The following is a 23,774-nucleotide window of genomic DNA, read 5'->3' on the forward strand; positions in this document are numbered from 1 at the left end:
ACCATGTCAGCGACCCATCTTTCCGTCGTCCCGGCCGCCGTGCCGGTCCCTTCCCTGCCGGCCGGCGAGCCGGTGATCGAGACCGAGGCGCTCACCCTCAGCTACGGGCGGCGCAACGCGCTCGACGCCCTTAGCCTGTCGATCCCGCGTGGGCGCATCCACGCCATTGTCGGCGCCAACGGCGCGGGCAAGTCCTCGCTGTTCCGCATCCTGCTCGGCTTCCAGTCGCCGACCTCCGGCCGCGCACGCATCCTCGGCCGTGACTGCGCGTCGCTCAGCGCCGGGGACCGTGCGCGCATCGGCTTCGTCAACGAAGAGCACAGCCTGCCGGCCTGGCTGCGGGTCGACGAGGTGGTCGCCATGCAGCGCCGGCTGTATCCGCGCTGGGACGAGGCCCGCTACCGGCACATCGCCGAGCACTTCAATGTCGACGCCAGCCAGCGCATCCGCGAGCTGTCCCGCGGCGAGCGCGCCGGGGTGAACCTGGCGATGGCCCTCGCCCAGCGCCCCGAGCTGCTGATCCTCGACGAGCCCACACTCGGCCTCGACGTGGTCGCCCGCCGGGCCCTGCTCGAAACCGTACTCGAATCGGTCGACGAGTCCGACTGCACGATCATCTACTGCTCGCACCAGATGGAGGAGATCGAGCGGCTCGCCGACAACCTGATCATCCTGGAGCGCGGCCGGCTGATGCACATGTCGGCACCTGATGACTTCTGCCGCCGGGTCAGCCTGTGGGTGGCCGAGATGCCCTTCACGCCGGGCAAGACGGCGGACCTGCCCGGTGTGCTGCAGGTGCAGCGCATCGATGGGCTGTTCCACTACCTGGTGCTTGACCACGGCGAGGACTTCGCCCAGCGCCTGGAGGCGGCCGGCGCGCGGCGCGTGTTGCGCGGCGCGGTCGGGCTCGAGCGCGCGGTCAATGCCTTCCTGACCCGCGGCCACGCAGCCCCGACGGAGGCAAGCCGATGAATGACCTGTTCCGATCCGAGCTGCGCCGCTTCCGCGGCGTGGCCCTGCTGCTAGCCGGCCTGCACCTGCTGGGCCTGCTCTTCGTCCAGCGCATGCACAACCTGCTGCAGCAGACCTGGTTCGAGGCGCTGCCGCTGTTCGCGCTCTACCTGCTGTTGGGTCTGGCCCTCGCCCTCTACCAGGTCGGCAGCTACCGCAAGCCGAGCCAGTGGATGTGGCTGATGCACCGCCCGCTGGCGCCTTCGCGCATCTTCGCCGCGCTCTCGGTGTCCGCACTCTGCCTGCTGGCCCTGGTCATCCTGCTGCCGCAGTGGCTGCTGCTGTTCGGCGCCGAGGCCTTCACCGCACGGGTGGTCGACCTGCGACACGTGCTGGCGGCCGTGCACAGCCTCGCCTACGCGATGATGGCATGGCTGATCGGCTGCCACGCCGTCCTCAGCCGGCATCGCGCGGCCATCGCGGTGCTCGCCACGCCCCTGCTGCTGGCCATGCATCTGGTCTCGGTCTGGTGGCTGCTGGTTCCGGTCTCGCTGATGCTGGCCTGGCTGGCCGTGGTCGCCCTGCACAGCGTCCGGGCCAACCGCAACGAGCCGCTCAAGCGCCCCCTGCCCCTGCTGCTGACCGCCCTGCCCCTCCAGCTCGGCGTGTTCGTGCTGCTGTTCAAGCTGGGCCAGGCGGGATTCGTCACCACCGGCATCCTGCTCGGCACCGACCCCCTTAACACCGAGTATCCGCCACAGGGCGGGCTGATCGAGCTGTCGCGCCTGCCCCCGCACGAAGCACTGGGCCTGGGCCTGGCCGGCAGCGCCGACCCGCGCGCCGACGCTTGGCGCGAGCAGCTGCCCCTGCTCGAAGTCGAAGCCTTCGGCCCCTACCTGCAGCGCTATCCGCAGCGCCACCAGCTGCTCAACCTGCCGCTGCCGGCGGCCTTCATCGACGAGGAGCGCAGCATCGTCTGGACCTTCAGCCACGACAGCATGCGCTTCCACGGTCGCGATCCGCGCACCGGCGCCGCCCGCGGGGAGTGGGGCCTCGCTGGCGCCGGCGACGCCCAGCCCTTCGCCGAGGTGCCGATCGCCGCCCCGGAGGGACATCTGATGACGCGGGACGCACTGTTTGCCATCGATGACGAGGCGCAGCGCCTGCAGCCGCTGCTGCGCCTGCCAGCCGGCGAGTGGTTCACCGAGATTCCCCAGCATGCCTTCGGACGACTGCTGGTGATGACCAACCAGCGCCTGATGGCCTACCGCCCTGATCGTGCGGCCACCCAGGCCCATGCGCCACCTGTGCTCGACTGGCAGCTTGAGCTGCCGCGCGGCATCGGGCGCCTGGACAGCGTGCTGCTGACCCAGCTGATGGAGGGCTGGCTGGTGTCCTTCGTCCATGGCGATGGCATGCGCCAGATCGGCTTCAGCCAGTTCGCACAGGTGGCCGACCCGCTGCAGTGCACGGTGTTCATCGACGAGACCGGCGTCGCCACCCCGCTGCACGAGCGCGCCGTCTCGCGCGACTATCCGCTGGCCTCCCAACTCGCCTGGTGGATCTCGCCCGCCCTGCACGCCCTGTCCGAATGGCCCGACCGCGCCCTGGACAAGGGCCTGACCACGCCGCTCGAAGTGGAGCTCTGGCCGAACGACCGCGGGATCCAGCTGATCGCCCTGCTGCTGCTCGCGGCCTCGGCGCTGGGCGCCTGGCTCTGGCTGCGCGGCGAACCGGTGCCGCCTGGCCGCAGGCGCTTCTGGCTCGCCTGCTGCGGTCTGATCGGCCTGCCCGCCCTGGTCAGTCTGATCTGCCTTGAGCCCCGCCGCGGCGCGCCGAGCCGTCCATGAATGCGAACGCATCCCGCCCGCGCCGACCTTCACTCCACCGAGCCGCCCTTGCCCTTCTCGCCCTGTTTTCCGTGCCGGTCGGGCCGGCAGGGGCGAGCGGCGACACCACGCTCGAAGCGCTGCGCGCGCTGGCTGCGGAGGCGTCCGCAGCCGTACCGGTGGACCTGCTGCCGCGGGCCGCCCTGCTCGAGCGCCCCGCCGTCAGCGAGACCAAGCTCTCACCCGACGGCCAACACCTGCTGTTCCGCCAGCGCGGCGAGCAGCGCAGCAGCTGGCGTCTGCGTCACCTCGACAGCGGACGCGAGTGGACACTGCTGGCCGAGGGCGGCGAGGTCGAGGCGCTCTGGTCGGGCGACGGCCGGAGGATCTGGCTGGCCGACGACCAGGGCCTTGCGCTGTATCCGATGCCGGCCGGTCCGCCGCGGCGCATCCATCGCTGGGACGAGCCGCGGCGCCAGCGCTTCTTCACCGTCGATCCGCAGGCGACCGGACACGCCGTGATCAGCGAGCGGGTGGATGACGCGGGCCGCTGGCTGTTCCGCTATCTGAGCATCGACCCGAGCGGCAGGACCCGACTCCTGATCGAGGCGCGGCAGCCGGTTCGCGACCTGCTGCTGGATGCCCGCGGGGCGCTCCGCTTCAGCGTCGCCTACGAAGGTGAGGACTATGACAGCGTGGTCCGCCACCATCGGGGCGATGAAGCGACCGAGCTGCTGCGCTGCCGCGGCATCCGCCAGTGCCTGCTGTTGGGCGCGGCAGCGGACGGCTCGTCACTGGGCCTGCTTTCCCAGCAGTCGCAGGACCTGCTCGGGGTGCTGCGCTGGGAGTCCGCCGAGCGCGGCCCGCGACTTGAACATATCGATCCCGCAGGACGCGCCGATGCCAGCGCCGTACTCTGGTCACAGGCCGAGGCGCGCTGGCTGGCCGTGGCCTACGACGGCGCGACGCGCGTCTGGCACGGCGTCGATGCCGCCACCAAGGGCCGCCTCGATCGGCTGCAGCGGCAACTCCCCGGCGAACGGCTCGCCCTTCAGGCCAGCGCCGACGGCCGCCGCTGGCTGGTGCAGGCGCAGCGCTCGGATCGCCGCCATTCGCGCTGGTTCCTCGACGAAGAGGGATCCGAACCCCGCCCTCTCTTCGAGGCCGATGATCCGCATGCAGGACTGGCCGTGCGCGCCCACCCGATCAGCTGGCGGGCCAGCGACGGCATGCTGCTGCATGGCTATGTCAGCCTGCCCCGCGGGGCCGACCCCGCCCGTGGGCCTTTGGTGGCGCTGATCCACGGCGGCCCCTACAACCATGACCGCGGCGGCTTCGACGCGCTGGTCCAGCTGCTGGTCAACCGCGGCAGCATCGTCTTCCAGCCGAACTTCCGCGGCTCGACCGGCCACGGCATCGCCTACACGCTGGCCGCCGGCGGGGAGCTGGGAGATGGCCGCGTGCTCGCCGACATCATCGAGGGCCTCGATCATCTGCTTGCCGCGGGCATCGGCGATGCCACGCGGCAGGCGGTCATGGGCCACTCCTTCGGCGGCTATGCCAGCCTGCTGGCGGTCAGCCATCACACGGAACGCTTCCGCGTCGCCGTCGCCGGCGCGGCGCCGGTCGACCTCGGCTGGGGCATGCGCTGGATCTCGCGTAACGAGGGCAGCGCCCTGCCCGAAGACGGGCCGCCCGCCGAACGGGTCTTCGCCCAGTACGGCATGCCCCAGGCCGAGGCCGACTGGCGGGCACGCATGCAGCGCGAGTCTCCGCTGGCCCACGCCGCCGTGACCCGTACACCTGTCGTCCTATGGGCCGGCGCCCGCGACGATCGCGTACCGCTCAACAGCATCAGCCGCTACGCCGCGGACCTGGCCCGCGCCGGCCACGCGCCGACCCTGCTCGTCGACCCCGAGGCGGGCCACTCGCCCGACAGCCCGATCGGCTACGAGGCCGTGCTGCACCTCTACGAATCCGCCGCCGCCCGCCACCTCGGCACCCACCTGGAAGCCGCCTCGCCTGCGCTGCGCGCCTTTATCGATCGCCACCAGCGCCTCGGCCCCACGGCCACGGCGGCCAGGCCGAAGGGCATGACCGACGCGCCTCCGTCCACGTCGCCCTGAACGCGGCGTTTCACCGCACGCTCCGCCCTTCGTTCGCGGTGAGGTATCGAACCGCGAACGGCACGCCGCCAGCTACGCAGACTTCCCTCTCGAACCGCCCGTACAGCGCAGCGTGCTGCGCCATCGCCACGCGCGGGTCAAATTCGCCGCGCCAATGCTGCGCACGGCGCTGACGCGCCACCCCCTCCCAACCGCCCGGCCCTCCGGCGCAGCCTCCGGGCGTTCGTCGGCGCGCGACCCTGCGGCTCGCAAGCGCACCTCCTCACCCCCCTACGTCGCTCCGCGCCGCAACGGGAGGAGCCAGAAGCGGCAGGCACAGACCTTAGCGAGGCTCGTGGCCACCGCGCCCCCGTTCGCGGTGAGGTATCGAACCGCGAACGGCACGCCACCTGCCACGCCCCACCTCGCCCGACTCCAACCGCTAAGCCGCCAGACTCTCCCCGCCCCGCCGTCGGCGCACGCGCACCGCCTCCGCCAGACGTTCCAGCACCGTCACCGAGGGCTCCCAGCCGAGGCAGCCGTCGGTGATGCTCTGGCCGTAGACCGCGGCGCGGCCGTCGACCAGGTCCTGGCGTCCGCCGACCAGGTGGCTCTCGACCATCACCCCGCTGATCCGCCGGTCGCCGGCTTCGACCTGCGCGGCGATGGCCTCGACCACGGCGGGCTGGCGTTCGGGGTTCTTGCCGCTGTTGGCGTGGCTGGCATCGATCATCAGGCGCGTGGCCAGGCCCGCCTTGTGCAGCACTTCGGCGGTGGCGTCGATGCTGGCGGTGTCGTAGTTGGGCGCCTTGCCGCCGCGCAGGATGACGTGGCAGTCGGGATTGCCGCGGGTGGCGACGATGGCCGTGCCGCCGCCCTTGGTCACCGACAGGAAATGATGCGGATGCGAGGCCGCGCCCACCGCGTCGGCGGCGATCTTGATGTCGCCGCCGGTGCCGTTCTTGAAGCCGACCGGGCAGGACAGGCCCGAGGCCAGCTCGCGGTGGACCTGGCTCTCGGTGGTCCGCGCGCCGATCGCGCCCCAGGCGACCAGGTCGGCGATGTACTGCGGCGAGATCACGTCGAGGAACTCGACGCCCGCCGGCAGGCCGAGGGCATTGATGTCGCGCAGCAGTCCACGGGCGAGGCGCAGGCCCTTGCTGATGTTGAAGCTGCCGTCGAGGTCGGGGTCGTTGATCAGGCCCTTCCAGCCCACCGTGGTGCGCGGCTTCTCGAAGTACACCCGCATGACGATCTCCAGCGCATCGCCCAGGGCATCGCGCAGCGGACGCAAGCGATGGGCGTACTCCATCGCCGCCGTCGGGTCGTGGATCGAGCAGGGACCGATGACCACAGCGAGACGATCATCCTGGCCGTGCAGGATGCGATGCAGGGCGCGCCGCGAGGCCTCCACCGTGGTGGCTGCCTCATCATCGCAGGGAAGGTCGGTGATCAGCTGGGCCGGTGAGATCAGCGGATCGATGCGGCTGATGCGCAGGTCGTCGGTCGGGGCATGCATGGTCGGATCTCCTTGTCGTTCGGATCACCGGCTGGCTGGCGGCAAGAAAAAAGCCGCCAGGTTCGCTGGCGGCTTTCGGGTTTGCGTGGGGGCCTTGATCAGGTCGCGCGCATTCCTTCCTCCGCCGGGGGCGTTGGAAAGGCGTACCAAAAACAAAACGGGACGTGCGCTGCGCTCATGGGACACAGTGATAGCACGCCCTTGCGCGGCGCAGCAACGGTTGGCCCGGAAACTGGATGCCGGACGCACTTCACAGGGCATCTGAAGGTGGAGGATGGGCGCAGAGCGGACGTTCGCCGCGGCTTCGGATCGGCGGGCTTTTCGTAGGAGCGGACATGGCCGCGACCGCGGAGGTTCGCTCTGGCCGCGGTCTGTGGTGAATACGCCGCGCCGCGGTCGCGCCCATGTGCGCTCCCACAGTCGGGCTTCGTTGGGCGTCAGCGAAGCCCCATAGGGTGCGTCTTGGACGCACCGATACGGGCGTTCGGGCGGTACGCCCGGTGCGGCCAGCCGCACCCTATGAATGTCTTCTTTATGAATGTCTGCTTTGCGCCCGCACATCGCCTTGCGCAATCAGCGCAGCACCCGCTTGCCGAACATCCACGTATCCCGCCAGTAGTGACCGTCCAGCGCATCCAGGCGCACGGTACCGCCGCGGTTGGGTGCGTGCACGAAGCGGCCCTCGCCGACATAGATCCCGACGTGGTTCACCCGGCCTTTCGGGCCGAAGAACACCAGATCCCCCGGCGCCAGCTCATCGCGTTCCACCTTCGGCGCCTTCAGCCCGGCAATCTCCCGGGTACTCCGCGGCAGGGCCAGCTCGGCCGCGTCACGATAGACGTAGCCGACCAGCCCCGAGCAGTCAAAGCCGCCCTCGGGGGTGTTGCCGCCGTAGCGATAGGGCGTGCCGACCAGGCCGATCGCACGGAACAGGACGGCATTGGCCCGGGCGCCTTCGCTGCGCGAGGCGGACGACCAGGAGCGATCAGAGCGCTCCGGCGTGCCTCCACAGCCGGCCAACAGCATCGCCAGCCCACAGAGCCAGAGCAGCCGGATAATGCAAGGAATGACGCACCGGGGAGGACGGCCCCGTGAAACGAGTTCACTTCTACCAGACCAGATCATCCGGCACCACGAACTGCCGATAGAACTCATCGTCCTCGCCGGCCTCGGCCTGCCCCGCATCTCGAGCGTGATCCACCACGATCAGCGACGGGTCGCGCGCCTCGACCTTCTCCGCTGCGGCGCGGGGGATCAATGCATAGCTGTCGTCGAAGCGAGCAATCACCAGCCCGCCCCGGGCCAGCTGCTTGCGCAGAGCCGCAGTGATCAGGAGGCTGCGGATCACCTGGCCATCGGTGAAGCGGTATTCGCTGTCACCCTCGGTCGGAAGCCTGTTCTGCTCGATGATCTGCCGCGCCTGGGCGCGCTGCTCGGCCTGCTTTGCCTGGGCATTGCGCTCGGCCTGCAGGGCCCGATCGCGTTCGGCCTTCTCGCGGCGCAATCGATCGGCGTCGATCTCTGCATCCGCGGCGGCCTGCGCAGCCGGCGCCCCCTTGGCGTGGCGTTGCTTGGCCTGCTCGCGGGCAATCTGGTCAACCTTGGATTTCTTGGCCAGACCGGCCTTGAGCAGCTGGTCCTGGAGGGCGTTGCGCATGGTGGGGCGTGCATTGGAGAGTGCCGACGAGCCTAGCCCATTTCGACCACGGCCGGGATGAACCCCAGGGCACGGCCGGTGAAGCCTGGAGGTCAGGCGAACCCGCGCCGCAAGGCCTGGTTCGGGCGCGAAGCAGACATGCATAGGGTGCGGCTGGCCGCACCGGGGATACCGTCCCAACGCCCGTATCGATGCGCCAAGGCACGCCCTATGGGGCATCGCCAACGCCCAACGAAGCCCGACTGTGGGAGCACCCTTGGGCGCGACCGCAGCGCTACGGATTCACCTCAGACCGCGGCCAGAGCGGGTCTCCGCGGTCGCGCCCAAGGGCACTCCCATAGAACATCGGCCCGATTGATGCACCGGGGCGAATGCGAACTTCGCGCCTCAAGCTCATATTGCGCCTGCGGCGCCCAAGGGCCGCTCAGCCGGCCGCCGGCCACAGCCAGGCAAAGCTGCCGGCGATGACCAGGGCGTAGATCAGGGCGTCGAACAGGTACTTGGCGGTGGTGGACCAGGTGTGCCCGTACCAGATGGAGTACGGAATCGAGGCCCAGCCAAAGGTCAGGAAGGCAATCGGGGCGATGAACTGGAAGACGCCGAGGTAGGCGGTGCCGGGGGCAATCGCCAGGCTGGCGATCCAGGCGATCAGCGCGCAGCCGAACAGGAAGTGCAGAAACTGCTGACCAACCAGCTTCCCCATGTTGGGCATGCCGTTCGGAAACACGGCAACGAAGGCGACCGGGCCGTCCTTGAACCTCTGCTGCATGGCCGGATCGCCCATCTGGCTCATGTCGACGCAGTAGGGAATCGAGTGCACACCGGGCTGCGGTGCGCCCTGCTTGAGGGCAGCGGCGACCTCGGCCTCGTTGCTGAGTTGGCGATAGTCGCTGTTGTGGTACTTCAGCAGCATGTGGATCAGGGCGCTGGCGATCCAGGCGAGCGCACTGCCGAGCAGGATCGGCATCCAGAGGTCGATCAGGGTGACGCCCATGGCGGTGCTCCGAAGGTGGGGTAACCGGACCTTCGCGCGATCCATCGACGGACGCAAGCGCCGCCGTACCACGAGGCGGTAAGCGTGGCGCCGGGAGCGCCGATTCAGCCACCCGCCTCCTCCACACCTCCGCGCAGCACGGGAAGGCGCACAGCACGTGGCCCCGCGCGACGGCCTCCTGGCCACACGCCATCAGGTTGAGCCCCGCCAGGCCCGGTTCCATCGGTGATCTTGTCAGGAGGCGGTGGACCGGGTCTCGACCAGCGGGAACTCGAACCAGAAGGTGGCGCCCTGCCCGGGCACGGAGTGGAAGCCGATCTCGCCCCCCATGCGCTCGACAAGGGCACGGGTGATGGCCAGGCCAAGGCCGGTGCCACCGCGCTGGCGTGTGTCGGAGGCGTCGGCCTGGGTGAAGGGTTCGAACAGGCGCTGCTGGAAGTCCTCGGGAATCCCCGGGCCGCTGTCGCAGACTTCGGTGCGTACCCTGCCCTCGTGGCGCCGGATGCGGATGTGCACCTCGCCCCCGTCGGGTGAGTACTTCACCGCGTTGGAAATCAGGTTGGCCAGCACCTGCTGCAGACGGGCCGGATCCACTTCCACCTGCGGATCCTCGTCGCCTCTCTCACAGTCGAGTCGTACCCCACGCGGGCTGCCGTAGCCCCGGTTGCTCTCCACCGCCTGCTCCACCAGCTCGCAGAGCGAGTGGACGGAGGTCCGGAGCGCGAGCTTGCCGCTGGCCAGACGCTCGACATCAAGCAGGTCGTCGATCAGTGCGCGCAGCCGGTCGCCGTTGCGGCGGGCGACCTCGACCAGCGGAGCGACCTGTTCGGGCAGCTCGCCCAGGGAACCCGAACCAATCAGGTCGAGCGACCCCGAGATCGCCGCAAGCGGGGTGCGGAGCTCATGGCTGACCACGGAAACGAACTCGTGCTTGATGCGCTCGGCCTCGCGGCGCTCCGTGATGTCCTGCACCAGGCCCTGCAGCCTGCGCCGCGCCCACCGGTCCTTGACCGCAAGGCCGGTGATGCGAAGCCAGAGCGGGTCGCCTTGTGCGCTGCGGGCAGGCACCTCCACACTGAAGGCCTCGCCCTTCTCGCGCGCGGTCTGCAGCGCATCGCGCAGACGCTCACATGCCTCGGTGTGCTCGTAGAAGCCCAGCCATTCCTCCACCGATCGCGGCGCATGCATGCTGCCATGCATCGCGCACACCACGGGGCTCCAGCGCAGCGAGCCATGGGACCGAAGCTCCCAGGTCCCGATCCGCGCCACCTCGCTGGTTCGGGCGAGAACATCGGCGTTGTGCTGCAGGTGGTGGATCAGGCTTGCAGCGAGGTAGGCGAACACGCCGGCGTACACCGCGAGCGTGTAGGTGATCGAGAACCAGCTGCTGGGAGTGCGGACATACTCGACGTAGTCGATGGTCAATGGCAGCCCGAACAGCACCGCGTAGGCCCCGAGGCTCGCCACCGCGATCACGGCAAAGGCGGCGTAGCCCCAGGCGGCGCGCGCGCTGAGGAAGAGTCCAAGCAGCAGGGTCGAAAGCACCAGGAAGAAGCGTGCGTCCGCGGCCGGTCCGATCTGCACCGTCGCGGCGAAGGCGGCCAGCGTGCACAACGTGACGAAGCCGCCCAGCCGGGCTGGGTAGCCCAGGTGGCGCCGGAACAGGAAAAGACTCCACAGCACGGCAAGAATGACCAGCTGCGCGGTCATGAACGCCTGCCAGCCGATATCACCGGCGCGCAGCACCGATATGGCGATACCCGGCGTAGCGGCGAGCGCCATGAGCAGGAGCAGGTTGTCGAGCAGGCGGCTGCGCAGGGTGGCGAGGTCACCCGACCCCTCGGGCGCGGACCAGAACCGCTCGATCAGGCGGCCCATGACGAAGGCTCGACGGCGGGCCGGGCTGGCAGCCGACGCGGCGGGCGCGGTGCCGGGGTACGGAACGGGTCCCGCGCGCGCTGCGGGCCATGCCCGCGCAATATTGGAAGCGACCGGGTCTGCACGGCAGGACTGTACTAAACCCGCCGTGGGGGGTGTAGCAAGCTGCGGCCCACAGTCGCACCGCCGGGCACATGCGAACACGGACCGCGAATCCGGCCGCTGCCGAAAAAAGCGTCGGCAGGGCGGCTACTTGCGCAGGCGCGACGCGGTCGGCACGCGGCGTCGCGAAGCATCTGTGGCAGCCAGGGCAGGGTTTTTCCGTATGCCGGGACAAGCCCCCTGCCACGGAGCCCGCCCATGTGCCGGTCCCTGCTGTGCCTGCTTGCCCTGCTGGTCGTTTCGGCCTCGAACCCCCTCCGGGCAAACTCCTCGAGCCTTGCCGTGTCGTCCATCGTGGACCGTATCCAGGTCGAGCATGCGCCAGACCTGCAGCCGCCGGACGAGATCAGCATCGAGGCCTGGGTGCGACTGAACAGCAGCAGCGGCTGCCAGACCATCGCAGGGAAGGATTTCGAAACCGGGTACTGGTTCGGCGTGTGCAATGGCTTTCTGCGCTCCTATCTTGCAGGCACGGCAAGCGAGGCGACGAGCAGCGCCCAGGTGCCCCTGAACACCTGGGTTCACGTGGCGGTGACCTACAACGGCACCTTCCGGTATCACTACGTAAACGGGAACGTCGATCTCACGCGGTTCGCGCCCCCCCTGCCCCTGCCCGGCAATCCGCGGCCGCTCGGTATCGGCGCCGATGGCGCCAGCACGCGCCCGCTCCCCGCGTTCAATCCTTTCGACGGCCTCATCTCCGAGCTGCGGATCTGGCGTGTCGGCCTTACGCTCGGCGAGGTACGCGATGGCATGCTCAAGAGCCAGAGGCTGCCGGCCCCCGGGCTGATCGCCGCCTGGTCGCTGGATGGCACGGTGGAGGAACGCTTCGGCAACTTCGAGAGCCGGCCCGCAAGCATCGCCACGTTCGCCAGCCTGCCCTCGCCACCGGTGCCCCATGATCCCCTGCTGGCGCGACCGCTGGGCGTGGTCAGTACCGACGGTCTTTGCACCGAAAACGGATGGGCGAGCGCCCCGGGCCTGCCCAGTTGGTACGCCACCGGTTCGGACCTGCCGGCTAACGCATCGAATCCACTCTACACGCGGATCGGTGGAGACGCCGGCGCACTCCACGTCTGCATCGAAAACCGCCGACGATTCGCCGACGACCCGGTGTACGAGGTAATCATCGACACCGATGGGGACGCCGCGTCGGCGCCCGCCACCGACGACCTTCGGCTCATGGTGGCGCGGGTAGCCGGGCTGCGCGCGCAGAGGGGATCGTCCTCAGGAGCCTGGCAGGACACCGCGGTGCCGTCGGGCGTGTCCGCGCGGATCGACGGCACGGAGTTCGCCGAGAGCGTCGAGTTCCGCATCCCACGCAGCGCGTTGGGCAACGCCCGCCCCTTCGGCGTGCGCGTTGCACATCGCTTCCGCAACGGCTCCATCCGGGAGGTCGGCTGGCCACCCCTCTCGAATTCGGATCAACCGTCCAGCTGGCAACCGGTGCGCATCAACCTCACCCCGCCCCCGAGCGGCGACGGGCGCCGACCTTCGATTGCGATGGTTGCCAATCCCGGGGGAATGCGCCCATCCACCTGGCGCATCGAAGCCTCGGGTAATGATGATGTCGATGTGGAGCTGGTCGAGCTGTTGGTCGACAACGCGGTGGTCGAGAGCTGCGAGTTCTTCGGCACCTCGGATGAGGACGGTTACTGCAGCCACACTGGAGATTTCCCGGTCGGCCCCCACCGCGCCATTGCGCGGGTCTTCGACCACGTCGGCCAGATGGCCCTGAGTTCGCCGCGCGACTTCGTGGTCACCGTTGATGGAGAGAAGCCGGCCCTGACTCTTGAGGCGGACCGGCAGGAACTCGCCCCGGGGCAGTCGGTCACGCTGACGGCGCGGGCCAGCGACCCCTCTGGCATCCGCGAGATCCTGATCCGGGACGGACTGGCCGATATCACCGGCATCTACCAGCGTTGCACGTTCACCGAGATTCGCAGCGAACGCACCTGCCAGGTCACGCTCACCCCGGGGCCGTTGGACCAGTTCCTGCGCTTCTCGGCGCGCGCCGTGGATTTCGAGAGTCTGACCAGCGATACGGCGAGCGACGTGGTGGTCCTGGTGGAAGCCGGCGGACTCGACAGCGACGCAGACGGATTGGCGGACCAGATCGAGCGCCTGCTGTGTACCGATCCCGCCAACCCCGACACCGACGGCGACGGCCTGTCCGACAGCTGGGAAGTCCTGGGCATCCGATTCGCCGACGGCAGTCGGCTGGTCCTGTCGGATTTCGGGGTGAATCCCTGCGCCCGGGACGTGCTCCTGCAGCTCGATTATGAGGCCGGTTTCGAGGAGGTCATCGATGCAGTCGACGCCATGCGCGCCGAGTATCGCGACAAGGGCATCCACCTCTACGCCGAAACCCGCGTACGCGACCGGCCGACCGCACATCCGGTGACGCACTTCGGCTCCTGGCACGCCGCCTACCAGCAGCAGGACGGCGCCTACTATTTCGCGCCGGAGCGGAACTGGGCATTCCGCTACGGCTACGTCCGCCATCTCACCGGCCGCTCGTTCGCCACCAACCGGTTCCTGGATCTTGACGGCCTCGCCGGTGACAACGGCTACTGCCGCGGCGGCGACCTCGAGGGCGCGGGCTGCCGTGAGGACTTCGACTGTCCGGGCGGAGGACTGTGCCGCGCCGGATGCAGCGCCGGCATCAACGCAGGCTCCGCATGTTCCGTCGACGCCGACTGCCCGAACGAGGACGGCAGCCTCGCCCGCTGCACCCAGCCCTGCGAATTTCTCGACGCCACGGGGCGACCGGAATGCCGGCGCATCGTCGACCTGCCTTACCGGGTCATGCATGAGCTCGGCCACGCTCTGGGCCTCGGGCACGGGGGACGCAGCGGCACGCGGAATCGTCGCGTCTCCGGCGGCTTCGTCTTCCTCGACAACCGTGGCGACGACCTCAACCGGAAGCCGAACTACCAGAGCATCATGAACTACCAGTTTGGCGCCGGGACAGTCTGCATGAAGCCGCTGCCCAGCCCGGTTCCGCGCGGCTTCGGGCCCGATGTGATCGGTCGGCAGAGCTATGCGCTGGCCGGCCTTGGCGATCTCGACGAGACTGGGCTGGACGAGCGCGCCAGCTCGGCGGTCGCCAGCGCCCTGCGCGGCGTCGACTGCAGCCATGCCGAGCCCGGGTCCTTTCCGGTACTGCGCTTCCACTGCCGACGCGGGGACAGACTCAACTACGCCTACAGCGACGGACTGCGCACCATCACCCGGCGTGAGGAAGACGGCGCCTGGGACTTCAGCCCGCCCACGCAGAGCGGCAGCGGCATCGACTGGAACTGCAACAACATCATCGACAGCGCGCCGGTGGCGGTGGACATCAACAACGACGGAGTGTTGAGCACCCAGCTGCTTGGACGCAGCGAATGGGATGCCATCCCCAACCCGCAGGGCTGCCTCGACCTCTACCTTCCCGACTGCGCCAACCCGGAGGCCAGCTGCTATGCCTTCAGTCCGGACTACCGGGCGCGCCTCCCGACGCTGGCGACCGGGCTTGCGCCGCTCGACTGCCGGACCAACTTCATCGCAAGCGGAGGCTGCCCCGGCGTCCCGCACAGCCGCCTGGGCAGCGACAGCTGCGAGGTTCTGGACCGCGATGTGCCGCGCAATCCTATGGCGCCGGGCCTGGCTGCACTGGTGGCCAAGCTTGCGCCCAAAGGCGACGCCCTTCCTGGCGACCCCGACACGCGCTCAAGCGAGGAATCCGACCTGCCGCCGCCGCCGCCCGGGTTCGAGCTGTGCGACCTGCGCGACAACGATGGCGATGGCGAGGTGGACGAGGGCTGCGCGGACAGCGACGGCGATGGCCTGCCTGATCTGGCCGACAACTGTCCGGGCATCGCCAATGCCGATCAGGCCGACCTCGACGGCGACGGGCTGGGCGATGTGTGCCAGCATCCGGCGGTTTTGAACGTGCAGGCGGTGGTCGATGGCGACCGTCGCGTGAGCCTGAGCTGGGATGCGGATGGGATTCCGCGGCGCGGGTATGCGCTGTATCGGAAGAGTCTCGCGCAGCCCACACCCCGCTATCTCGGCGCCGGCTACCCGAGCAGCACCGACGGCCGGTTCGAGGATGGGCAGCTGAGCCCGGACACCTACACGTATAGCGTCCGCGCGGTGAATCTCAACGGTGCCGAGGGCGCACCGGCAACGCTGACCGTGGAGGTGGCAGGAGAGATCCGGCTGTTCGCCAACGGCTTCGAGTAGGCTCGCTCGCCGGGAATGGAGCCTGCCCCGGTCCGGCTTGCGCCGGTTGCGCGCCGCGGGCAGGCTGCGTGTCACGCGGACGGGTCCGCGATAGGAGTGTGATGCGCACCTTTGTGCTGAGAGCCCGGGCGGCGCCGACCGACTCGCGGAAGCTTCTGGAGTCGGTCGGCGGCGAGGCGCATGCCGAGATCCTCGCCCACACCCTGATGAATGCGATCTTCGTCGCCCAGTCACACCGGCCGGACGTCACCGTGTACCTGGTGCTCGAAAGCACCCAGGACTACTCGCGCACGATCCGCTTCGAGTCTGACCGGATGCACGACATAGGTGGGTTCAACGAGGCGGCCCTGCTGGCCAAGGTGGCCCGCGCACTGGACGCCTCGCGCGGCATGGGCAAGGAGGAATGCCGCGCCGTGGAATCCGGCGTCGAGGTCCGCACGATCAGCTTCGAACGACTGGTGCAGCAGCTAGCCGACGATCACCAGCTCTACGTCATGGATCGCAAGGGCGAACCGATCGTCGCCGAGCCTTTCGGCCCGCGCCCCTGCTTCCTGCTCACCGATCACATCCCGATGCCGAAGAAGACCTTCCACAGCCTGGAACGTCTCGGAGCAAGAAAGCTCACCCTCGGCCGGACCATGCTGTTCGCCTCGCAATGCGTGGTGCTGATCCATCACGCGCTGGACCAGCAGGGCTAGCGGGCAAGGCTCCGAACGAGACGAGGCGCCCGGGCGGTCGGCTCCCTCTGCGCCAGAAGGCGTCGGCGCTTGCGCAACAGTCGGCCGCGAAGAAGACATTTACAGGGTGCGGCTGGCCGCACCGGGCGTACCGTCCGAACGCCCGTATCGGTGCGCCCATGCACACCCTATGGGGCTCGCTGACGCCCAACGAAGCCCGACTGTGGGAGCGCCCTTGGGCGCGACCGCGGAGTTCCGCTCTGGCCGCGGTCTGAGGGGAATCCGTAGCGCCGCGGTCGCGCCCAAGGGCACTCCCACAATGCGACTGCGGCAAGGTCTGCTTTACGGCGCAAAACGGACCTTGCAGCACCGCTGCGTGTAGGAGCCAGCTTGCTGGCGATCATCCCGTTGGGCGCGCCTATCGCCAGCAAGCTGGCTCCTACATCGGGGTTCTGCGGTACGTCTGCCTTGCGCCCAAGGTACACATCACCGAACGCACGTTCTGGGTCGAGATGCGCCGGTCGGCCCGGCGCTGCGACAGGAGCCAGGTCGAACCGGCTGAGAGCGCTCAAGAGTGAGGTTTCAGATGCCGGGCATACCGCGCCCAACTCAGTATTGCCGCGATGGGTGTCTACACGGCCCTACGCGATTCGAACATCGACTAGGTCGCAGGCATTGCCCAAGGGCACCTTCTGGAATTGTCGCGAATGCCTCACTCACGCGCGCGTTGCATGAGGGGGCATGGCAATGGGCAAGTGCCGTTCGAAGGTCTTCTGGCGGGATCAATTGGCGCGGTTCGAGGATAGCGGTCTGCGCCGCGCGGCCTACTTTCGGCAGCGCCGGTGGGCGACGCACAGCTTCGAGTCCTGACGGGCGGCGCGATAAAGGGCTTGGGCGGGATCCGTTTTCGACGCCTCGCTGTATACGATTGCGTGGGCGAGCCCGGTTCTCGGGAGGCCTCGGGGAATCAGAGATCGTATTGACAGCGCTGTCATGCCATGCGTGACTCAGCTTCTGGGCTGGTCTGAATGCGCTTCATTGGCCCGTCACGACAAGATCAACCATCGCTAAAGCGGGTGAGGAAACTGCCACATGAAGACTGGACGGATTGCCCAGTGGCTGCTGGTCATAACCTGTTACTTGCCGTCCTTGGTCTACGGCTTCGGACAGGGTGACACCAACGAATACGTCAGGCAGTTCCCCGGTCTGATCGCCAATTCCTATGCGGCGATCGACGACCCGAGTCTGGGGCCTGGGAACCTGTTGTCTGCCTGCAAGAACAGGGGGCGCCGGGATGCGACCGGAACGGTCATCGTCTCAGAGGCGACTCCAACGCAGGTGGGGGCTGCCGATATCCAGCAACGCTGTGGCGACAGCAACGATTGTGTCATCGGCCGCAACGTCACGCTGAATATGAATGGGGTGTTGAACCTGCGCTCCCTGATCGTTCGGGACGGTGGCGTAGTGCGATGGACCGACCAAACTCAAGTGGCCAGTGACGCTTGGCTTTGCGCCGGCTACGTGGTTGTTGAGGCCGGCGGTATGTGGGATATGAATATTCAGGACGCGCTCAAGCGCGCCTGGATCTACATCAAGAACAATGGCGCCACCCACAGCGGCCTGCGCACGCGCGCCTTCGGTAGCTTCGCTGAGCGCCACCACGCAATGCATCCGGGCGCCGCTCCTCACTTCAGCGTCGTGGGCCGTGAGCTGAGCCGAACCTGGTCTTTGCTGGCTGAGCCCCTGACTCCCAATTCCGGCACCCTCCGACTCATGCACGACCCGATCGCCATGGGCTGGAAAGTTGGCGACCGTATCGCTGTGGCACCCACCGAAGCCGGCATGAAAGCTAACGCGCAGGCATTCTTCATTGCCGGCCTATCGGCCACTGGGAGCGTCCAACTGAGTGCGCCAAGCAATGGAAACTCGACCCACCGCGCGGAGCGCAGCTGGCCGACTGGGACGGAGGCGTCGCTACGTGCCGCCGAAGTCATCAACCTGAGCCGCAACATCATCGTGACGGGCGACGACTTTGAAGAAATCGCCTGTGATGCGAGCCTGCCAGAAGCAGGGCCAGGCTTTGGCACATCGACGCAAGGCTGCAGGTGCACCAATAACCGCAATTCCTGCACGATGGGCCTGCATACCGCCTCTGCCCACGCGGGATATTCCGTGGTGGCCAATACCCGCATAGAAAAGTGTGGCCAGCGCGGCGTTGAGGGCAAGTACTGCCTGCACTTTCACCACATGGCCGATTGCTCCGACGACGCCACGAAAACGGGCTCAAGGTGCATTTACCGCAATAACGCCATGGAGTTTTCCCAGCAGCGCGGCCTGATCCTCCACTCCACGCACAATGCGCAAGTGGAGGCTAACGTCTTCTATGACATCCGCGGCGCCAACCTCTATATCGAGGACGGCAATGAAATGCTGAATACCGTCGCTTACAACGTCGGCATCTGCCCACGGGGAGACAACGGCTGCACGCTCCCCGGCACGTCCAACGGTCAGGCGGACACCTCCTTGAACCAGACCGGCCTTTACATGGAAAGCCCGAACAACCTGCTGGTGGGCAACCGGATGGCGAACTTTTTCAATGGCATGTTCAACAACGCCGGCAATGGTCGAGGCGACTCGGAGGGCCAGGTCTGCGGGAGCAATGCACCGCTTGGCTTCTGGGAGGGCAATACCTTTCATTCCAGCGGGCGCTTTGGCACCTACTTGCTGAACGGTAACTTCCCCCGACGAAACACAGGCCAGTCCATCGCCAACAACGGGACCACCAATCGCAATGACGATTGCCCTGCTTACGATGCACAGGGCAGGGACGTTGGCCTGGCGTCAGTGATCACAGGCCATTTCGATTACGGCAACGCCTTCGTGGGCCAGTACGGGGCGGGTGATATCCAGTACAAGAACCACGTCACCATCGGTAATTTGAACTCCATCTACTGGAAGGAGACCAAAACCTTCGAGGATGGCTGTTCGGCCCACATCAGTGACTCATATTACGAAGACGGAAGCGCGGATCTGCCGGATGCGATGGGCGCTTTCATCATCGAGAACACCACCTTCAAGAATTATGGCCTGCGCGCCAACCACCACTGCGATGTCGGCGTCACCGGATTCCTATGCATGCCGCAGTATGTGCTGCACAACGTGAAGTGGGAGAACGGGCGCAATACCTGGATGAATTTCGACATCAACAACGGCGCCACCAATAATGGCGGCATCTTCACCCTGTCGCCCGAGAACATCGAAGCCAAGGCCAATGGCGCCGTCTTCGACATTTTCCCGCCTCAGTACAACTCTGCAGTGGGGGGGAACTTCGACTATCTGCTCGATCTTCCTCAGGAGAATTGCGTGTCTTCCAGCGCCATCGGACTCGGTGGGCGCTACAACAACGGCATCCTGTGCGCATCGTCGTTGACTCCGCTGAAGATCTTTACCAGAGACCACGCTGGCGGCGACCTGCTGCTGACTGTATTCGACCGACAGTCGGGCGGGCGATTGGCCCAGCAACGTCTGCCCCACATCCATATCACCAATAGAAAGCAGGGTTATGCCGTGCCGGTCATCGCTGGAGACCGGTATCGCTATGAGGTGTCCTTGGCGTCGGGTGCGAACATCGATCCCGACTGGGTGATCGATTTCGGCGACTTGACCGTCAGCAATCGATGGGGGGTTGAACGCCTCCACCTCTCTGTGCAGGGACGATCCTGCAACGGCACCATCTATTCGAATCACGATCGGCGCTTCTATGCCGCAGGTGACTTTACCGAGAGCATGTGGGGCAGCGGCGCCTGCACCGGCTTTGCCAGCATGCCGGCCTCGGACTGCAGTGCTCCGCGTGATCTCACGCTGAATCAGGACCCCGCCTATGCAGACTGGCACGTTCGCCTGGATAGAGCCTGCGACAGCGTCAACTGCGGCGAAAACGGCGCGTGCTCGGCGAAGTATCTTGGGTCCATCCTCCCCGTTCTGCGATCCTACCAATGCGTCTGCAAGCCGGGTTGGTATGGCGGCAGCTGCACAAGCAAGAATCCATGGCTGACATTTGATGACGGCTTCGAGTAGGGGCCCAGAACCTGAAGAATCTCCGCGTGTTCAGCTGAGCTCCTCCGCTCGCCGCTCGCCGCTCGCCGCTCTTTGCCTACACCGGTCGCCTTGTCTTTCGGGTCGGCTGCATTCGCATCGCAGTCTGATTCTCGAACGTCCGCTTTCCGGTATCCGCGACAGCTAACAACGGGTCGACTCATGCCTGTCGCGTTCTGAGCACGCCGCGATGCACCGGAGCCCACGGCCACCGTTCCTGGTGACCACGCCTCCGTACTCGGTGTCCACGGCAACCGGAATGCGCAGGGCGGACCTCGTCATTATTCAGAATCCACGCGACGTGCGAAGACCGCAGCCCCCCTGATCACCCCTGCCCGTCCAGCGCGCGTTGCTGCCCGTGGTGCCTCGGGGAATGCCCGGGCTAGACTGCGTCGGCGCCAGGTGGCGCGTGACGGAGGCATCGCATGGCATTGCTGGTAGCCGGACTGGTCATCTTCCTCGGCCTCCATCTTCTCCCCTTGCTGGCTCCGGGACTGCGGGCCTCGGCCGCGGCGCGGTTGGGCGAGGGGCCCTGGAAGGGCGCGTTCGCCCTGCTCTCACTGGTCGGATTCGCCCTGCTGGTAGTGGGTTATGGCGAGGCCCGGCAGGGCGCGGTCACGCTGCTCTATGCCCCGCCGGTCTGGACCCGGCATCTGGCCTATCTGCTGACCCTTGTCGCCTTCATCCTGCTGCTGGCGCCCTACACCGGCCGCAATCATTTCCGCGCGCGCTTCGGCCATCCGATGGTGCTCGGCGCCAAGAGCTGGGCGCTGGCCCACCTGCTGGCCAATGGATTCCTCCACGACCTGCTCCTGTTCGGCGGATTCCTCGCCTGGGGCGTGCTCAGCTTCATCCTGCTGCGCCGCCGCGACCGGGCACTGGGCCGGGCCCCGGTGACGCCGAACTGGGGTTCCACGCTGGTGACCATCTTGGCCGGTGGCGTGGCGTGGTTCGCCTTCGCCAAGTGGCTGCACCCGATGTGGATCGGTGTGGCGATCTTTCCCGGCTGATCCGGCCTCGCGCTGACCGCGCGCCGCGCGCCGCAGTCAGCGCTTTCATCGTCCAGGACACCTACCTGCGAACACCCTGCAACAGCCGGCGTGCAGCGGCGCATAATGCCGTCGCTGCACGCGCAGCGCGACGCCTACGACAGCGAGGATCAGGCATTGAGCAAGGGCATGGATCAGAAAAAGGAACAGAAGAAGAAGCCGGCCAAGACAATGAAAGAAAAGAAGGCCGAGAAGAAGGAAAAGAAGGCGAACAAGTAGGCGGCGACGACTGGCTAGAGCCGGCTCAGGCCAGGCTGTGCGCGTTGCGACGAGAGGTGCGCAGCTCCTCCATCACGGCGGCGATCAGGCAAGAGAGTGCATGCCCGATGCCGATCGCACCGTTGACGGGGGGACGCACCGATTCCCGCGCAAGCCTTGTCTGCTGCGACCGAATGGCCCACAAGCTGCTCACCGGCTCCCGACGCAGTCCCTCGGCGCAGCGTTGGAGTGGTCGCTTTAGAGGGGCGCTCAGAAGCGCTTGGCGGTATCGTGGTAGCGCCAGTTCCCCGCCGGCATCTTGCCCAGCGAAACGCTTCCGATGCGCAGTCGGCGAATGCCAGTGAAGCTGAGGCCGACTGCGCGGCAGATCTCGCCGAGCTGCCCGGGGCGGGCAGCGCTGAGGACCAGGCGTAGTCGCGTGTCGCTTTGCCGGCTGGCCTTGCAGGCCACGCTGCGCCCGCCCCACAACTCGACACCGGCGTTGAGCCGGCGCAGCGCATCGTCCGGCAGCGCGCCGCTGAAATCGACCGCGTATTCCTGCTCAACGCGTTCGGCATCCTCGCTCAGCCGGCGCCAGACGCGGGCATCCTGAGTCAGCGCGACAAGTCCGCTGACCTCGCGATCGAGCGGCATCAGCAAGGTCAGTCCCTGAAGATGCCTTGGCAGGGGCCGCACATCGGAGCTGTCCTCGCTCCAGCGGCTGGCCAGCTCGAAGGGCGCACGCCGATGGCCATCTTCGCTGACCGCAAGCGTGGCGCCGGCCGGCTTGTGGAACAGGATCGTGATCGATTCCTCTACCTTGAGCTTGGCTTGCGGATCGATCTCGACGGTCTGTTCGCCGACCTTGAAATGGGGATGCTTGATGACCTCGCCATCGACCCGAACCCAGCCGCCCTGAATGTACTGCTCCGCCTTGGCGCGCGAGCAACCCGCCAGCGCGGCCACGCGCTTGGAGAGTCGTACCGGTTCGCTCATCGGGCTGGGGTCCATCGTGGCGCCTCATCATCGCGTATCCCTGGCACTCTCGCACCTTGATTGATGGGCAACTCGGGTCACAATTCCTGGTCGCCGCGGTCACGGAGTGTGAGCCCCGCGCACTCGCAGCGCGTGACAATCGTGCTCCGAGGCGCGAACTTCCACAAAGCTAGCCCGAGCAAAGAAAACCCATGACAAGAGTCCGGCGCTGGATCTTGCGGCTGCTGATCGGCTTGGCCTTCGGCATCCTCGCCGTGGCGGCGATATGGACCTATGGCCGGCTGAGTTCACCGACGCCGGCCCAGGAGGCAGCCCTGGCCGTGATGCAGGCGGCGGCCAGGCTCCCTTCTGGCGAGAACGGGTTTCCGATGTTGCTCGGATTCTCGGGCTGGCCCCGGGGCGGACCGCCTGATGCGCTGCGCTGCGGCGAGGTGGATGACTGCATCGCGGTCATCGAAGCGGCGCCGGACCTGCACGCGGAATTTGACAACACCTGGCGTCCGCTGCTGCTGCAGGCGCAGCGGGCACTGCGCGCGCCGGTGTTCCGCGACCACCGCGAAGAGATCGACTTTTCCAGCCCCTTTCCGAACTTCACGCCGGTGACCACCCTCGACAGCCTGCGCGCGCTGGAGTTTCTCGAGGCGGGTAGCCAGAAGGCACTCGCCGAGTCCTGCCTCGATGCGCGTGCCGCCATTCGCTGGGCTACCGCGGAAGACACCCTCATTACGGCGAGAATGGGTATGGAAATCTTCCATCAGCACGCCCGTCTGATTGCCGACATGCGCCGGCGCGCGCCGCAGGATCCGCTCCCCGCGCAGTGCATGGCCCTGGCGGAGACACCGGACCCCGCCGTCGAGGGGACGCTTTGCAATGCCCTGCGCGGAGAATGGCACTACCAGCAGCGCACGATGCTGGGAGTGCTTCGCGAGGAGCTCGAAGCGAAATCCCTCCCGGGGCGATGGATGAGCGCTCCCGTGGTCGATGTGGACTGGATGCGGGCCAATTTGGCCCAGCACCTCGCCCCTGCGTGCAGCGGGGCAGCCCGCCAGGCGGCGGTCGAGGATCGGGCTTTCCTGCTCTCACCGCCGCCCATCCGCTGGGTCGACCGCGTCGCGTACTCGGTCTCTAGCCTGCTCGTCGACATCGCGGTGGCGCCCTACTCCAGCTACTTCGAGTTGCAGCTGGACTATGTCGCCCAACGCCGGGTGCTGGCTGCCTTCCTGCAGATGGAGGCGATGGACCGCGGCCTTGACCCCACGGCGCGTTTTGAAGCCCTGCCGGCCGCGCTGCGCGACGGCCCACGGCCGCTGCGCCACGACCCCGTTCTGGGCGAGATCAGCGTGGAACAGCGTAGCCGCTCGAACCTGGCTCGCGGCAGGCAGGAGTTTGTTCTGCGGCGCGTGCCCTCAGCGTCCTGAGCCGCTTCAGCGCTCG

At 67.4% G+C, this 23,774-nt stretch carries 15 protein-coding genes; 9 read left to right on the plus strand and 6 right to left on the minus strand.

Annotated elements, in window-relative coordinates:
* The first annotated feature begins 3 nt into the window (after positions 1-3).
* Genes M0G41_RS10865 through M0G41_RS10875 form a run of 3 tightly spaced genes read left to right on the plus strand, consistent with a single transcriptional unit; the run spans position 4 to position 4,906 of the window.
* Positions 4-972 (plus strand): ABC transporter ATP-binding protein, encoded by a 969-nt coding sequence (locus M0G41_RS10865; protein ID WP_248209219.1) that lies wholly within the window; start codon positions 4-6, stop codon positions 970-972.
* Positions 969-2,801 (plus strand): hypothetical protein, encoded by a 1,833-nt coding sequence (locus M0G41_RS10870; RefSeq protein ID WP_248209220.1) that lies wholly within the window; start codon positions 969-971, stop codon positions 2,799-2,801. Before M0G41_RS10865 ends, M0G41_RS10870 begins: the two co-directional genes overlap by 4 nt.
* The gene (locus M0G41_RS10875) at positions 2,798-4,906 is read left to right on the plus strand and encodes an alpha/beta hydrolase family protein (protein WP_248209221.1); all 2,109 of its coding nucleotides are present in this window, start codon (positions 2,798-2,800) and stop codon (positions 4,904-4,906) included. The genes M0G41_RS10870 and M0G41_RS10875 overlap by 4 nt, the downstream gene beginning before the upstream one ends.
* Before the next feature lie 421 nt (positions 4,907-5,327).
* Here M0G41_RS10875 and M0G41_RS10880 read toward each other — a convergent pair whose 3' ends face one another.
* From M0G41_RS10880 to M0G41_RS10900, 5 genes are all read right to left on the minus strand, one after another.
* Entirely contained in the window at positions 5,328-6,404 is a 1,077-nt protein-coding gene (locus M0G41_RS10880) for a 3-deoxy-7-phosphoheptulonate synthase (RefSeq protein ID WP_248209222.1), read from the minus strand.
* A gap of 573 nt (positions 6,405-6,977) precedes the next feature.
* Complete coding sequence (locus M0G41_RS10885) at positions 6,978-7,430, minus strand: C40 family peptidase (protein ID WP_248209223.1); 453 nt, start codon at positions 7,428-7,430, stop codon at positions 6,978-6,980.
* 82 nt (positions 7,431-7,512) lie between these two features.
* On the minus strand, positions 7,513-8,061 hold the full coding sequence (locus tag M0G41_RS10890) for a DUF2058 domain-containing protein (RefSeq protein ID WP_248209224.1): 549 nt from the start codon (positions 8,059-8,061) through the stop codon (positions 7,513-7,515).
* A gap of 424 nt (positions 8,062-8,485) precedes the next feature.
* Positions 8,486-9,055: a hypothetical protein gene (locus M0G41_RS10895; protein ID WP_248209225.1), complete on the minus strand. Its 570-nt coding sequence runs from the start codon at positions 9,053-9,055 to the stop codon at positions 8,486-8,488.
* Between the two features lie 234 nt (positions 9,056-9,289).
* Positions 9,290-10,933: a sensor histidine kinase gene (locus M0G41_RS10900; RefSeq protein ID WP_248209226.1), complete on the minus strand. Its 1,644-nt coding sequence runs from the start codon at positions 10,931-10,933 to the stop codon at positions 9,290-9,292.
* Between the two features lie 360 nt (positions 10,934-11,293).
* Here M0G41_RS10900 and M0G41_RS18900 point away from each other — a divergent pair, with 360 nt between their 5' ends.
* The 5 genes from M0G41_RS18900 (at position 11,294) to M0G41_RS10925 (ending at position 21,365) form a co-directional block, all read left to right on the plus strand.
* Positions 11,294-15,325, plus strand: a complete 4,032-nt coding sequence (locus M0G41_RS18900; protein ID WP_248209227.1) for a LamG-like jellyroll fold domain-containing protein — start codon at positions 11,294-11,296, stop codon at positions 15,323-15,325.
* Positions 15,326-15,426: 101 nt separating this feature from the next.
* Complete coding sequence (trmY, locus tag M0G41_RS10910; protein WP_248209228.1) at positions 15,427-16,023, plus strand: tRNA (pseudouridine(54)-N(1))-methyltransferase TrmY; 597 nt, start codon at positions 15,427-15,429, stop codon at positions 16,021-16,023.
* 1,071 nt (positions 16,024-17,094) lie between these two features.
* Positions 17,095-20,079, plus strand: coding sequence for a hypothetical protein (locus M0G41_RS10915; protein WP_248209229.1), 2,985 nt, complete (start codon positions 17,095-17,097; stop codon positions 20,077-20,079).
* 443 nt (positions 20,080-20,522) lie between these two features.
* Complete coding sequence (locus M0G41_RS10920; protein WP_248209230.1) at positions 20,523-21,107, plus strand: NnrU family protein; 585 nt, start codon at positions 20,523-20,525, stop codon at positions 21,105-21,107.
* A 105-nt stretch (positions 21,108-21,212) separates the two neighbouring features.
* Positions 21,213-21,365, plus strand: coding sequence for a hypothetical protein (locus M0G41_RS10925; protein ID WP_248209231.1), 153 nt, complete (start codon positions 21,213-21,215; stop codon positions 21,363-21,365).
* 249 nt (positions 21,366-21,614) lie between these two features.
* On the opposite strand, the gene M0G41_RS10930 is transcribed toward M0G41_RS10925, so the two are convergent.
* Complete coding sequence (locus tag M0G41_RS10930) at positions 21,615-22,340, minus strand: RNA pseudouridine synthase (RefSeq protein WP_248209232.1); 726 nt, start codon at positions 22,338-22,340, stop codon at positions 21,615-21,617.
* Positions 22,341-22,555: 215 nt separating this feature from the next.
* On the opposite strand from M0G41_RS10930, the gene M0G41_RS10935 reads away from it, so the two are divergent.
* A complete protein-coding gene (locus tag M0G41_RS10935; RefSeq protein WP_248209233.1) occupies positions 22,556-23,758 on the plus strand; it encodes a hypothetical protein in 1,203 nt (400 codons plus the stop codon).
* Positions 23,759-23,774 lie beyond the last annotated feature (16 nt).

The organism is Pseudomarimonas salicorniae (genome assembly GCF_023156535.1).
GTDB lineage: Bacteria > Pseudomonadota > Gammaproteobacteria > Xanthomonadales > Xanthomonadaceae > Pseudomarimonas > Pseudomarimonas salicorniae.